This is a genomic window from Acidovorax sp. 99 (genome assembly GCF_003096455.1).
Classification (GTDB): domain Bacteria; phylum Pseudomonadota; class Gammaproteobacteria; order Burkholderiales; family Burkholderiaceae_C; genus Acidovorax; species Acidovorax delafieldii.
Genome location: NZ_QEKU01000001.1, coordinates 3,321,911 through 3,334,853, shown reverse-complemented (window position 1 = coordinate 3,334,853; position 12,943 = coordinate 3,321,911). Strand labels below are relative to the sequence as shown.

The window sequence follows — 12,943 nt, the reverse complement described above, 5'->3', positions numbered from 1 at the left end:
GAGGGAGCATCTTAGAGCCTGCGGAAGAAGCCTCGGGAAACCCGTAAGGGCACCCTTCAAGGGCGCAAAAGAGGGCCGCCTTGCGGGCTGGCTACACCCCTTTGTTGCGCATCCAGTCGGCCGTGCCCATGAAGCTTTCCTTCAGCCGCACGCGCAGGTCGGTGGGCACGCCGGTCTCGCCCATGGCCTGGTCCATGCAGGCCACCCACTGGTCGCGCTCCTTGATGCCGATGGCAAACGGCATGTGGCGCGCACGCAGGCGGGGGTGGCCAAACTGGTCGGTGTAGTACGACGGCCCGCCCAGCCAGCCGCACAGAAACATGAACAGCTTTTGCCGGGCCTGGCCCAGGTCGCTGCCATGGGCGGCACGCAGCTCGGCGTAACCAGGTTCCAGGTCCATCAGGTCGTAGAAGCGCTCGGTCAGGGCGCGCACGCGTTCTTCGCCGCCGATCCATTCAAAAGGGGTGGTGGCCACAGGGGCCTCTGCGGCGGAGGACGAGGGGGTGGATTCCATGGGGTTGGCAAAAAGAGATTGCCAGGCGGTGTCGGGAAGCCTTGGATTATAGAAATCTGGGCCTTGTCAGCGCCTGCAGCGCGTGTGGGACAACCACACATCGACACCCGATGCCATGCGCCCCGTTACTCCAGCACTGCCCGCAGCTGCCGCGTGGTCACCGCCAGGCGCCGGGCGCCGATCTGGGCCAGGTTGTTCATCACCGTGAGGGCCGCCTCGGGGTACTGCCTTGCCCAGGCGTCAAAATGCGCGCGCGACAAACGCACCAGATGCGCCGGGCCACGTTCGGCGCCCGCGCAGGCACTGCGGGCCGCACCGTTGAGGAAGGCCATCTCGCCAAACGCCATGCCCGGACCGACGGTGGCCAGGCGCAAGCCTTTGTCGGGCGGCCACTGGGTGACCAGCGTGATGTGGCCAGACTTGACCACGAGGAGGTCATGGTCCGTATCCCCCGCATGGAACACCACGCCATGGGGCGGGACGGCCTGGGACACCAGCAGCGCCTGCAAGGCCTCGGCAGCGGCCTTGGGCACGCCTTCGCCCACCTCGCCCAGCACATCGCGCTCGGGGTGCGCGGGGCGTTGCTCGATGGGCCGCTGCGACAGGATGCCCACCTCGGCCCATTCCAGCGCCCGGTCCAGGTCGGCAAAGGCGCGCACATGCTCCCCTGCATGCTCGGCGGCCATGGGGTCCAGGGCTGCCACGGCCGCGGCGATGCCCTGCTGGTCCAGGTCACGCACCAGCGCCCGCAGTTGGGCCATTGCCGTGCTGTCCCACGCGGGCACGCGGCCCGCGTCCAGAATGACCCAGCGATGGCGCGGCAGCAGCAGCATGCGCACCTGCTCGGCCAGATGGGCGGCCACCCCAAAAGACATCACGCCTTGCAGTTCAAACACCGCCACCTGGTTCATGCGCGGCGTCAGCCAGCTGTCCGACCCGGCACGGCGCAAGCGCCGCGAGCGCAACTCGCCATCCAGACGCACATGGCGCAGCACCGTGGCGGCAGAGTCGTGCAGCAGCACAAACGTGGCCACCACCAGGCCAGCCACCAGCGCCCCCACGCCCCCCATCACGGCAAACACCAGCGCCACCAGCCAGCTCTGCGCCCAGGTCACCCGGGACCGGCGGGCATAGCCCAGCGACCACATGAGGCCCGGCACCTGCATCAGCCCCGCCAGCACCAGCCCTCCGGCAAGACAGGCCATGGGCACCCAGTGCAGCCACCACGCCCCCGTGACCGCCACCCCCAGCATGATGGCGGCGTGCCAGCGCGGGGCATCGCGCGAGGCCCCCGCCTGCGCCAGCACAATGCGCGAACGCGACGCGCTGGTGGATGCGGGAATCATGCCCATCAGCCCACACAGCGCACCCAGCAAACTCTCGCGGCGCAGCGCCAGGTTGGCATTGCCACGCAGGCCATGGTCCAGCTCCAGCTCCTGGTTGAATACCAGAATCTCCAGGCTGTTGACCAGCGCCATCAGCACCGCCAACACCACCAGGGCCGAGCCCTGCTGCCGGGCCAGGGCCATCCAGGGGATACCCGTCCAGTCGGGCAGCATGGGCCAGGCAAACACGCTGGGCGGCACGGCAGGCACAAACACACTGCCCAGCCCCACACCCCATACCCCCGCCAGCGCCACGGCCAGTGCCACCAGGGCCACGGCCGAAAGCAGCCCTGGCATGCGGGGCCAGCGCTGGCGCAGCCCCCAGGCCAGCGCCACCACGGCCAGCGCAGCCAGCAGGTGCCAGCCGGTGCGTGCGTCCCACAGCGCATCGGCACCCGCACCAAAGCCATTGCGCACCTGTCCCACCACCATCGACAAGCCCACACCGGCTGCAAACCCGTGGGTGACCGAGATGGGAAGAAACCGCGCCACCGACGCCAGCCGCAACACCCCCAGCAGCCACTGGAACACAAAGGCCAAAGCCACCGTGGCACCGCTGACCGCCAGCACCTGGCGCGCGCTCAGGCCCAGGCTGGGGGCCGCACCGTGGGCAGTCGCCAGCACGGCGGCAAACAGCAGGGCCACCACCGTGGTCGGTGCATACACCACCCCGGCACGGGGTGTCGCCAGGGTCAGCAGCAGGCCGGGCAATGCAGCCGACCACAAAGCCAGCGCGGCCAGCGAATGTTCGCCCGCCAGCGGCGCAAATGCCAGCAGCCCCAGCCCCACGGCGTGGGGCACGGTGACCGCTGCCGCAGACCACGCCGCCGCTGCGCCCGAGGGCTGCGGCGCCGACGGCCCGACCTCAGCCCCCGCCGAAGGCCCGGCACGGCGATGCAGCGAGGCAGTCACGGGTGCGGTCGGCGGCATGGAGAAGGTCTAATAATCCCTGGGCATTGCGCGCCTACAGGCTGCGCGCCGCAAAGGTGTCGCAGGTCTTGACACTGCCACTTTGCAGGCCGCTGTTGAACCAGCGCTGCCGCTGGGCGCTCGTGCCATGCGTGAAGCTCTCGGGCACCACCGCGCCGCCATTGGCCCGCTGCAGCGCATCGTCACCAATCTTGGCGGCGGCGTTCATGGCTTCTTCCACATCGCCCTGCTCCAGGATCTGGCGGGACTTCTGGGCGTGGTGGGCCCACACCCCCGCAAAGCAGTCGGCCTGCAGCTCCAGCCGCACCGACAGCGCGTTGTATTCCACCTTGCTCACACGGCCCCGCATCTGGTCCACCTTGGCGCTGATGCCCAGCTGGTTCTGCACGTGGTGGCCCACCTCATGGGCAATCACGTAGGCCTGGGCAAAGTCGCCCGGGGCACCCAGCCGGGTCTTGAGAGTCTCGTAGAAACCCAGGTCGATATAGACCTTCTGGTCAGCGGGGCAGTAAAACGGCCCCATGGCTGCCTGCCCCGTACCACATGCAGTGGGCGTAGCGCCCCGGAACAACACCAGCCGCGGGTCCTGGTAGCGCCCGCCGCCCTGGCGGAACACCTCGCCCCACACGTCTTCCGTGTCGGCAAGCACCGTGGACACAAAACGTGCCATGGTGTCATCGGCCGGTGGGCGGTGGGCCGGGGCATGGGGTTGCGTCTGCACCTGGGGCGCCGGGCCGCCGCCGCTGAGCAGCCCCAGGATGGTCAAGGGGTTGATGCCCAGCACCCAGCCCCCCACCAGCGCGATCACGATGGTGCCGATGCTGATGCTGCGCCCACCAAACACCGGCGATCCACCGCCGCCGCCCTCGTCACGGCGGTCTTCCACGTTGTCGGACTCGCGATTGCCTTCCCATTTCATTGCGTCTCTCCAGCGCCCGCCAGATGGGGCGGCCAAGCCTGCATGTTACGCGCGGGGCCGCCCTGGCGCGGACGATTTACGATGTGTTCCACCCCGCTTTTGCCTGCCTTTCATGACATCTGCCGCACACCATGGCGCGCCAACCATTCTTCTGACCGGTTTTGATCCGTTTGGTGGTGGCGCGCACAACCCCAGCTGGCTCATTGCGCAAGCGCTGCACGGGCAGCGCATCGCAGGACACCAGGTGGTGGCCGCGCAATTGCCCACGGTGTTCGGGCAGTCGTTGCAGCGGCTGCAGTCGCTGTTGCTAGAACACCGGCCCACCCTCACGCTGTGCCTGGGCCTGGCAGGCGGTCGGGCAGCGCTGTCCATCGAGCGCATCGGCATCAACATCAACGATGCGCGCATTCCAGACAACGGTGGCGCACAGCCCATAGACACCCCGGTGCAACCCGGCGGACCTGCCGCCTACTTTGCCAGCCTGCCCATCAAGGCCATGCTGCGCGCCGTGCAACGCGCAGGCGTGCCCTGCGAAGTGTCGCAAACCGCTGGCACCTTTGTCTGCAACCATGTGCTGTACGGCCTGATGCATCTGCTGGCACAAGGCACAGGCCCAGAGGGCGCACGGGGCGGTTTTGTGCATGTGCCCTGGCTCAGTGGCCAGGGGGACCCCCATCTGCCCCTGCGCGACATGGTGCGCGGCATCCATGCCGCCCTGTGGGCTGCGGTGCTGACGCCGCAGGACATCGTGCTGCAGGCGGGGGCCACGCATTGATGGGCATGGCCGCCATGGCGAACCTGAACCCGCGCCCAGCACACGCTGGGTGATCTTGGGCACTGCACAGGTGAGGGCTTCTCCGCTCCCACAAGAGCGGCATGCTGTGTACAGTCCGCCTATGCTTTTTGCCCCCTCTTCAGCTCCCTCGGGCGTGCTGGATGCAGCAGCCACCGCTGTGCGGTTGCCCTGGTCCGATCTGGCTGACGAAATAGCGGCCTTGCTCAAAGACCCCACAGTCGTGGTGCCGCAGCGTACCGTGCTGCCGCTGGCGCAAGGCGGCAGCTTGTTTGTGATGCCCGCCACGGATCAATCGGTGGCCATGACCAAGCTCATCACCTTTACCCCGGGCAACGCGGGCACACGACGCCCGTCGATCCAGGGCGATGTGGTGGTGTTTGACATCGCCACGGGCGAGCGTCGGCTGGTGCTGGACGGGCCCACTGTCACCGCACGGCGTACCGCCGCGGTCTCTCTGCTGGCCGCCCGGCATCTGGCGCAGGTGCCACAGGGCCCTTTGCTCATCGTCGGCGCAGGGGTGCAGGGCCTGGCACATGCCGAGGCATTCATCCACGGCCTGGGCGTGCGCGAGGTGTGGATTGCCTCGCGCAGCAGCGCCAGCGCCCAGGCCCTGGCAGCGCAGGTGCGCGGCCTGGGCGCCCACGTGCGGGTGGTGGCCGATGCCGATGCCGCCGTGCCCCACTGCCCGCTGATAGCGACCTGCACCACGGCCAGCGCGCTGGTGCTGAGCGCCCCGCCCCGGCCCGACGCATTTTTGGCGGCCGTGGGCGCTTTCACGCCCGCCATGGCAGAGCTGGCCCCAGCCCTTTGCCAGCATGTGGCGCGGCACGGACGCATCCTGGTGGACACCAGCGATGCACTCCATGAGGCGGGCGACCTGCTGCAGGCAGGCCTGGATGTGGCGGCGCTGCCGACGCTGGGTGAGATGGTCCGGAGCCTCGGTGCCACAGCCCCCGAGCGGCGTTCGGGTCCGGTGCTGTTCAAGAGTTGCGGCTGGGCAGGCTGGGACTTGGCAGCAGCCCGGCTGGCCCTGCGCCGCGCCAGCCCGGCACCGGCCGCGACGGCACACTGGGCAGACCCTTCCGCATGATGCTCATCACACGTTTTTCAGACCACAGCCTGCGCATGCAGATCGCGCTGGTGTTTGGCACGCTGGTCGTGACCCTGTCAGTGCTGCTGTCGCTGGGGTTTGGCGAGTTGCTCAAGCACCGCATTCAGCGCGATGCAGGCAGTTCCTTGCAGGTGGTCGCCGAAAACGCAGGCAAGCTCCTGGCCCTGGGCCTCATGCAGCGCAGCCTGGAGGCGGAGGTGATGGCTAGTGCCGAAGTGGTGTGGTCCAAGGGGCTCGACTCTGCCGAGGCCCAGCACATGCTGGCCCGCAGCCAGGCCATGCAGCCCACCAACCTCTGGATCGGTGTGGCCGATGCGCAAGGCGTGGTGCGCAATGCCACACGCGGCCTGCTGGTGGGCCAGAGCGTGGCCCAGCGGCCCTGGTTTCAACACGGACTCGAAGGGGTGCATGTGGGCGACGTCCACCCCGCCAAGCTGCTGGAGTCCCTGCTGCCCCCCACCGCCACTGGCGAACCACACCGGTTTGTGGACTTTGCAGCGCCCATTCGCGTCGGCCCCACCACGGTGGGCGTGCTGGGCATCCACGGCAGCTGGCAGTGGACACGCGAGGTACTGGAGAGTCTGACCCCTGCGTCATCCGATGAAAGCGCGCTGGAACTGTTCATCTTTGACCGCGAAGGCCAGTTGATTTTTGCGCCTGGCGGACAGACCGAGGTGATGCGGTCCGCCGGGCAGCGACTGCCCGAGGACATCAGTGTCAACAACAACCGTGATGGCGACCGGACGCAGACCACCGTGGTGCGGTGGAGGGATGGCAAGCGCTACCTGACCGCTGCCACGCAGCTGCAGCCGCGCAACGCGGCCAGCGATCTGGGCTGGCGCATCGTGGCGCGCCAGCCTGTCGAATTGGCTTTCGCGGAGGCAGACAACACCGTGCAACTGGCACTGGTGATTGGCCTGACGGCCGCGCTGCTGGCATCCGCCCTGGCCTGGCTGGCCGCCCGGCGCCTGAGCGTGGACCTGTATGCACTGGCCGACGCGGCCAGTGCGGTGGAGGCCGGGCTCCCCGGCAGCGACATTCCGACCATGCAAAGCAGCCGCGAAGTACAACAGCTGTCTCAGTCTCTGGGCCGCATGACGCACCGCCTGCTGGCCGCCCGCGAGGCGATGGAAGAAAAAGTGCGCCTGCGCACGCTGGAGCTTGAGGCCGCGAACCGCGCGCTGGACCTGCAGGCACGCACCGACGCCCTCACCGGGTTGCTGAACCGGCGCGGCTTCGAGACACAAATGGCCTTTGCGGTGGCGCTGGCGCGGCGCAGCAGCCGTCCGCTGAGTCTGATCACCGTGGACGTGGACCACTTCAAGCGGGTGAATGACACCTACGGGCATGAAGCCGGAGACGAGGTCCTGCGGCGCCTGGCACGCACGCTGGAGTCCCGCCTGCGTGGCTCTGATGTGGTGGCGCGACTGGGGGGAGAAGAGTTCGTGGCGTTGCTGCCCGACACCGACCTGGAGGGCGCCCAGTCCATTGCGCAGGCCCTTGTCACCGCCATGGCAGAGCAACAGAACCCGGTCGTGGGCACCATCACCGTCAGCGCAGGTGTCGCAACCATGCGCAGCGCAGACGACAACGGCGCCGCCATGCTGCGTCGTGGCGATGCCGCGCTCTACGAGGCCAAAGGCCAGGGACGCAACAGGGTCTGCGTGGAGGCGTGAGGGCTGCCCGAGCCCGCAGTGGCGCCGTCCCCCGGTGTTGCGGGCCGTGGCTCCGGGCTTTCGGCTTGCAGCACGGGCGCCTCAAAATACGGCTGCAGCTGGGCTGACAGCTCGTGCAGGCCAGCGTCCGGAGCGCCGGCCGCCAACGCCAATCGCTCCAGGGCATAGGGCCGGTGGCCCAGCATCATCGACATGTTCACGCAGTGGCCGTGTGCTGCCATGCGCAGCACAAAGGCATTGAGCAACTCACAGGGCCAGTAGGTGTGGTGTGCCTGGCAGTCGGCGTCGGCGGAATGCGGCGCAGCGTCTGGGCGCCGGGGCGGCGGGATGACAGAAGGCGCAGAGGCTGGAGCGGGATCGGCCAGCGCTGGCGCCAGAGCGCGGGTGGGCGCAAAGAACAAGGTTGAGGCGGCAGCGGACATCAGCATGGTGAAACTCCATCAGCCTCCATCTCCCGGGAGGCGTGTCACCGATGCTAGAAAACTTACCGATGCTTGCATTTCAGCCAAGGCGCATGGCGCGTGTAGGACACAACCCCTGCCACCGCCGGCCATGTGCGCCTGGTCAGGCCTTGGGCAGTGTCACGCCCACCTGGCCCTGGTACTTGCCGCCCCGGTCTCGGTAGCTGACCTCGCACACGTCGTCCTTGTCGCTCTCGAAGAACAGCACTTGTGCGCAGCCCTCGCCCGCGTAGATGCGCGCTGGCAGCGGCGTGGTGTTGCTGAACTCCAGCGTCACATAGCCTTCCCACTCGGGCTCGAACGGCGTCACGTTGACGATGATGCCGCAGCGCGCATAGGTGCTCTTGCCCAGGCAGATGGTGAGCACATTGCGCGGGATGCGGAAGTATTCGACCGTGCGGGCCAGCGCGAAGCTGTTGGGCGGGATGATGCAGCTGTCACCCTCGAAATCGACAAAGCTCTTTTCATCGAAATTCTTCGGGTCCACCACCGTGCTGTGGATGTTGGTGAACACCTTGAATTCGGGCGCACAGCGGATGTCGTAGCCGTAGCTGCTGGTGCCGTAGCTGATGATCTTGCGGCCTTCGACCTCGCGAACCTGGCCAGGCTCGAAGGGCTCGATCATTCCGTGCTCGGCCGCCATGCGGCGGATCCATTTGTCGCTCTTGATGCTCATAGCAGAACTCCCTGCGCTGTGGCCCGCTCAGTGGTGGACTGCCGGGCGCTATTAAATACGTAGCTGGTAGCGCATGAATATCAAGCGCTAGAGCCGTATTTTGCTTGAGAAATCACCGTTTGCTGCACCACACGGTCGTCGCCGAGCACGATCAGCGCAAACAAAAGCTCATCGAGGTTACGCGCCTGGCGGGTCTTGCGCGCCAAAAGCGGCGTGGCTTCGGGGTTCAGCACCACAAAATCGGCCTCGCAGCCCGGCTGCAGATTGCCGACCACACCCGCCAGGCCCAGCGCCCTGGCCGCGCCCGCCGTGTGTTGCCACCACAGTTGCTGGGGTGACAGACTCAGGCCCTGCTTGGTCTGGCCCTCACGCCCCACGTAGTACGCGGCCAGCATGGTGTGGAACGGGCTGAAGCTGGTGCCCCCGCCCACATCGCTGGCCAGGCCATAACCAAACCCCACGCGGTCGGCACCGGCGTAGTCGAAGAACCCGCTGCCCAGAAAAAGATTGCTGGTGGGGCTGACCGCCGCCACCGCACCGGTGTCGCGCATCAGCGCGCGGTCGTCGTCGTCGAAGTGGATGCAGTGGGCATACACTGCACGCTCGCGCATGAGGCCAAAGTCGTCGTACACACCGAGGTAGCTGCGCGCGGCGGGGAACAGCTCGCGCGCCCAGCGGATCTCGTCGCGGTTTTCGGCCACATGGGACTGGATCCACACATCGGGGTAGCGCGCAGCCAGCTCGCCCGCGCCACGCAATTGCTCGTGGGTGCTGGTGGGCGCAAAGCGGGGGGTGATCGCATAGCCGAGCCGGTCCACGCCGTGCCAGCGCCGGATGAGCGCCTCGGTGTCGATGAGGCTCTGCTCGGTGTCGTCGCGCACACCGTCGGGGGAGTGGCGGTCCTGCAGCACCTTGCCAGTGATGAGGCGCATCTGCTGGCGTTGCGCCTCGGCAAACAAGGCGTCCACGGACGCGGGATGAGACGTCGAGAACGCCAGGGCTGTGGTCACACCGTTGCGCAGCAACTCGGCCACAAAAAATTCGGCCACCTGGGCGCTGTAGCCAGGGTCTACAAACCGCGACTCGTGGGGAAAGGTGTAGTTCTCCAGCCAGGGCAGCAGGCCATCGGCGGGCGAGCCGATCACGTCCGTCTGCGGGAAGTGGATGTGCATGTCCACAAACCCCGGCGCCAGGATGCGCCCCGGCAGATGCACCACAGGCTCCCCGGCAAATTGTGGCGCGAGAGTCTGCCAAGCGCCTGCCGCCAGCACCCGCTGGCGGCCCTGGGCATCCGGGCCAATGGCCAGCAGGCCATCTTCGTCATAGAGGGCGCGGCCGTCATCGGCAAAACGCAAAAGGGCGGAACGGTAAACAGGCATGGCGGCAAGCTTAGCGGCAGGGGGCGCCGTTTGTATATGCAGCACCCCATAGAGGCTATGGGGTTCGGGGAGCACCGATCAGTGACAACGATGGGCGACACGCCCGACCGTATCAGCGGGACACCTTACCCACCACGCCTTCCACCAGCCAGTTCATCTGCAAGATTTGTGCATCCGACAGCGCCTGGCCTGCGGCGATCCGCTCCTGCCCTTCGTTGTCGCGCACTGGCGCCTTGCCCGCACGGAAGGGCTGCAGCTTGCCCGCACCCACGGCCTTTTGGGCATTGAGCACCTCTTGCTGGACGGCCACAGGCACACGGCTGCCAAAGTCGCCCACGCGGATCATGCCCTCGCGCACACCGCCCCACAGGTTGGCGCTTTTCCAGGTGCCGTTTTGCACAGCGCGCACGCGCTCGGTGTAGTAGGCGCCCCACTGGTGCGTCACGGCCACAATCTGGGCATCGGGCCCGGTCTTGCGCATGTCCGAGTGGTAGGCCACGGCCATCTTGCCGCGCTCTTGCGCAGCCGCCATCACGGCGGTGGAGCCAGTATGGAAAGCAATCACGTCCACGTCCTGATTGAACAGCGCCATGGCGGCGTCGCGCTCCTTGGGCGGGTCGAACCACACATTGAGCCACACCACCTTGACGGTGGCCTGGGGGTTGACCGAGCGCATGCCCAGCGTGAAGGCGTTGATGCCCTGCAGCACTTCGGGGATGGGAAACCCGGCCACGAACCCTGCCACGCCGGTCTTGCTCATGCGGCCCGCGGCGATGCCCGCCAGGTAACGCCCCTCGTAGTAGCGCGCATTGGCGGCGGCCACATTGGGTGTGGTCTTGTAGCCGGTGATGGACTCGAACTTCACCTGCGGGTAGTCCTGCGCCACCTTGAGCGTGGGCTCCATGTAGCCAAAGCTGGGGGTGAAGATGATCTGGTGGCCGGTGGCGGCCAGGTCGCGGATCACGCGTTCGGCATCGGCGCCTTCGGCCACGTTCTCGACAAAGGTGGTCTTCACCTGGTTGCCCAGCGCGGCCTCGACGGCCTTGCGGCCTTGGTCATGCTGGCGCGTCCAGCCTGCCTCGGTGATGGGCGAGACATAGACAAAACCGGCTTTGACGGGCTCGGCGACGCTGCCCTTGGCGGGTGTGGTCTGGGAAAAAACGGGGGAGAAAAAACAGGCGGCCACGAGCGTGGCAGCGAGGTTTTTGTACATGGTGTTCCTCTACATGGCCCTGATGAAATGGACCGGAAGCACCGCAGGACGACGGTGCCACCGGGCCGGTCAGACTGTGCGAAAACTACATGGAGCGGTGTTGCAAAGACTGCCGGAAAAAAGCGCTTTCAAGCACGGGAGGGCGTTGCGGCAGCGCGCAGAGCCCCGCCATTAATTTCAGTTCAGCCGCAGCGCCTGCGGGCCCGCGCCCAGTCGGAAGGCACCGACGACTTCGGCCAGGCGCGAAGCCTGGTCCTTCAGGCTTTCCGCGGCAGCGGTGGATTCTTCCACCAGGGCTGCATTTTGCTGGGTCATCTGGTCCAGCTGGGTCACCGCCACATTTACCTGACCAATGCCCTGGCTCTGCTCCGACGCGGCTGCGCTGATCTCTCCAATGATGTCGGTCACGCGGCGCACGGAACTCACGATCTCGCCCATGGTGGTGCCGGCGTTCTGCACCAGGGCAGCACCCGACTCGACCTTTTCCACGGACACGCCGATCAGCGTCTTGATTTCCTTGGCCGCCTGGGCCGAGCGCTGGGCCAGTGAGCGCACTTCGCTGGCCACCACGGCAAAGCCACGGCCCTGCTCGCCCGCACGGGCGGCTTCCACAGCAGCGTTCAGCGCCAGGATGTTGGTCTGGAAGGCAATGCCGTCGATGGTGCCGATGATGTCGGCGATCTTCTTGCTGCTGGTGTTGATCTCGTCCATGGTGGTCACCACCTGGGCCACCACATCGCCCCCGCGCTGTGCCACCTGCGCCGCCGACACGGCCAGCTGGTTGGCCTGCACGGCCGAATCCGCGCTCTGGCGCACGGTGCTGGTCAGCTCTTCCATGGAGCTGGCGGTCTCCTGCAGGCTGCTGGCCGTCTGCTCGGTACGTGCGCTCAGGTCCTGGTTGCCAATGGCAATCTGGGTGCTGGCAGTGGAGATGCTGTCCACCACACCCCGCACTTGCTGCAGCGACCGGTGCAGCGCGCTGCGCATGGCATCCAGCGCGCGCAGCAGGTGCCCGGTCTCATCGTTGGCATAGCTCGCCTGGGGAGCCCCCGTCAGGTCCATGTTGGCGATGGTTTCGGCAATGGCCTCGGCCTGGCGGAGCGGGCGCGTGATGCTGGTGGTCAGCAGCCAGGCCAGCAAGGCGCCCAGCAGCAACGATACGCCGGTGCAGATCTGAAGCAGCAGTGTGGTCTGCGCACGCAGCTCTTCGCTACGCTTGCCGGCTGCATCCAGCTCGGCGCGCTGGCCGTCCACCATCTGCTGCACGCCTGCCAGATAGCTGCGGGAGGTGGGCTCAAAACGCTCGGTGAACACCTTGTTGGCGTTCTCGGCATCGCCCGCCTGCTTGAACTTGCTCACCTCCTCGCGGGCCGCCAAATAGTCCTTGCGCAGGTCACCCACCTTGGCAAAAAGCTGCTTCTTCTCCGGCGTGTCCATCTTGGACTCGATGAACTTCTGCAGCTCATTGGTTTCGCGGATCGACGCCGCCGTGGCAGGCGCAAAATAGGGGATCAGGCTGGCGTCACTGCTCTTGGCGATGGCTGCAGCGCGCTGTACGCCGGAAGTGGTGTGGCGCAGCCAGTCCGAGCCAGCACGTTCGGTCTTGATGTTGTCGTTGACCATGGCGTCGATCTCTCGGCCCAGCTGGCTGAGCTTGACCACAGCCACCACGCTGCTGGCAAAAAACAACGCCAGGATCAGGCCGAGCACCAGCGTGAGGCGCTTGCCAATGGACATTTGACTGAGAAACATGGAAGGCTCCAAAAAAGGGGGGCAACACGGCACCCGTGCACTCCGCAAAGAAACTGTTCAAGGTCTCAAGGGGCGCAGGGTAAGGGCCATGGTGGTGGATCACCCCGTGGGCCTGGGCCGGACGCAATTCG

Annotated in this window: 11 protein-coding genes; 3 read left to right on the top strand and 8 right to left on the bottom strand. The window is 66.8% G+C overall.

Annotation, left to right across the window (positions count from 1 at the left end):
* Positions 1-91: 91 nt before the first annotated feature.
* From C8C95_RS15545 to C8C95_RS15535, 3 genes are all read right to left on the bottom strand, one after another.
* Complete coding sequence (locus C8C95_RS15545) at positions 92-514, bottom strand: group II truncated hemoglobin (protein ID WP_110959517.1); 423 nt, start codon at positions 512-514, stop codon at positions 92-94.
* Positions 515-639: 125 nt separating this feature from the next.
* Positions 640-2,829, bottom strand: coding sequence for a cyclic nucleotide-binding domain-containing protein (locus C8C95_RS15540; RefSeq protein ID WP_116749165.1), 2,190 nt, complete (start codon positions 2,827-2,829; stop codon positions 640-642).
* Between the two features lie 34 nt (positions 2,830-2,863).
* Complete coding sequence (locus tag C8C95_RS15535) at positions 2,864-3,748, bottom strand: neutral zinc metallopeptidase (protein ID WP_116749164.1); 885 nt, start codon at positions 3,746-3,748, stop codon at positions 2,864-2,866.
* 112 nt (positions 3,749-3,860) lie between these two features.
* Here C8C95_RS15535 and pcp point away from each other — a divergent pair, with 112 nt between their 5' ends.
* The 3 genes from pcp to C8C95_RS15520 all read left to right on the top strand — a co-directional run bounded on the left by pcp (position 3,861) and on the right by C8C95_RS15520 (position 7,331).
* Positions 3,861-4,523, top strand: coding sequence for a pyroglutamyl-peptidase I (pcp, locus tag C8C95_RS15530; protein ID WP_116749163.1), 663 nt, complete (start codon positions 3,861-3,863; stop codon positions 4,521-4,523).
* A gap of 121 nt (positions 4,524-4,644) precedes the next feature.
* On the top strand, positions 4,645-5,634 hold the full coding sequence (locus C8C95_RS15525; protein WP_116749162.1) for a delta(1)-pyrroline-2-carboxylate reductase family protein: 990 nt from the start codon (positions 4,645-4,647) through the stop codon (positions 5,632-5,634).
* Positions 5,631-7,331, top strand: coding sequence for a sensor domain-containing diguanylate cyclase (locus C8C95_RS15520; RefSeq protein WP_116750306.1), 1,701 nt, complete (start codon positions 5,631-5,633; stop codon positions 7,329-7,331). Before C8C95_RS15525 ends, C8C95_RS15520 begins: the two co-directional genes overlap by 4 nt.
* Here C8C95_RS15520 and C8C95_RS15515 read toward each other — a convergent pair.
* From C8C95_RS15515 to C8C95_RS15495, 5 genes are all read right to left on the bottom strand, one after another.
* Positions 7,283-7,759 carry a hypothetical protein gene (locus C8C95_RS15515; RefSeq protein ID WP_207780607.1) on the bottom strand — a complete coding sequence of 159 codons (477 nt, stop codon included), beginning with the start codon at positions 7,757-7,759 and terminating at the stop codon, positions 7,283-7,285. The two genes, C8C95_RS15520 and C8C95_RS15515, sit on opposite strands and share 49 nt — an antisense overlap.
* Before the next feature lie 136 nt (positions 7,760-7,895).
* The gene (dcd, locus tag C8C95_RS15510; protein ID WP_015012892.1) at positions 7,896-8,468 is read right to left on the bottom strand and encodes a dCTP deaminase; all 573 of its coding nucleotides are present in this window, start codon (positions 8,466-8,468) and stop codon (positions 7,896-7,898) included.
* An 80-nt stretch (positions 8,469-8,548) separates the two neighbouring features.
* Complete coding sequence (gene guaD / locus C8C95_RS15505; protein WP_116749161.1) at positions 8,549-9,847, bottom strand: guanine deaminase; 1,299 nt, start codon at positions 9,845-9,847, stop codon at positions 8,549-8,551.
* Between the two features lie 112 nt (positions 9,848-9,959).
* Positions 9,960-11,060: a BMP family ABC transporter substrate-binding protein gene (locus C8C95_RS15500; RefSeq protein WP_116749160.1), complete on the bottom strand. Its 1,101-nt coding sequence runs from the start codon at positions 11,058-11,060 to the stop codon at positions 9,960-9,962.
* 177 nt (positions 11,061-11,237) lie between these two features.
* A complete protein-coding gene (locus C8C95_RS15495; RefSeq protein WP_116749159.1) occupies positions 11,238-12,812 on the bottom strand; it encodes a methyl-accepting chemotaxis protein in 1,575 nt (524 codons plus the stop codon).
* Positions 12,813-12,943 lie beyond the last annotated feature (131 nt).

Excerpts from the sequence above, each read along its gene's own strand:
- C8C95_RS15545 (WP_110959517.1), bottom strand. The coding sequence starts at position 514 with ATGGAATCCACCCCCTCGTCCTCCGCCGCAGAGGCCCCTGTGGCCACC.
- C8C95_RS15525 (WP_116749162.1), top strand. The coding sequence starts at position 4,645 with ATGCTTTTTGCCCCCTCTTCAGCTCCCTCGGGCGTGCTGGATGCAGCA.
- pcp (WP_116749163.1), top strand. The coding sequence starts at position 3,861 with ATGACATCTGCCGCACACCATGGCGCGCCAACCATTCTTCTGACCGGT.
- guaD (WP_116749161.1), bottom strand. The coding sequence starts at position 9,847 with ATGCCTGTTTACCGTTCCGCCCTTTTGCGTTTTGCCGATGACGGCCGC.
- C8C95_RS15520 (WP_116750306.1), top strand. The coding sequence starts at position 5,631 with ATGATGCTCATCACACGTTTTTCAGACCACAGCCTGCGCATGCAGATC.
- C8C95_RS15540 (WP_116749165.1), bottom strand. The coding sequence starts at position 2,829 with ATGCCGCCGACCGCACCCGTGACTGCCTCGCTGCATCGCCGTGCCGGG.
- C8C95_RS15515 (WP_207780607.1), bottom strand. The coding sequence starts at position 7,759 with ATGCTGATGTCCGCTGCCGCCTCAACCTTGTTCTTTGCGCCCACCCGC.
- C8C95_RS15495 (WP_116749159.1), bottom strand. The coding sequence starts at position 12,812 with ATGTTTCTCAGTCAAATGTCCATTGGCAAGCGCCTCACGCTGGTGCTC.
- dcd (WP_015012892.1), bottom strand. The coding sequence starts at position 8,468 with ATGAGCATCAAGAGCGACAAATGGATCCGCCGCATGGCGGCCGAGCAC.
- C8C95_RS15535 (WP_116749164.1), bottom strand. The coding sequence starts at position 3,748 with ATGAAATGGGAAGGCAATCGCGAGTCCGACAACGTGGAAGACCGCCGT.
- C8C95_RS15500 (WP_116749160.1), bottom strand. The coding sequence starts at position 11,060 with ATGTACAAAAACCTCGCTGCCACGCTCGTGGCCGCCTGTTTTTTCTCC.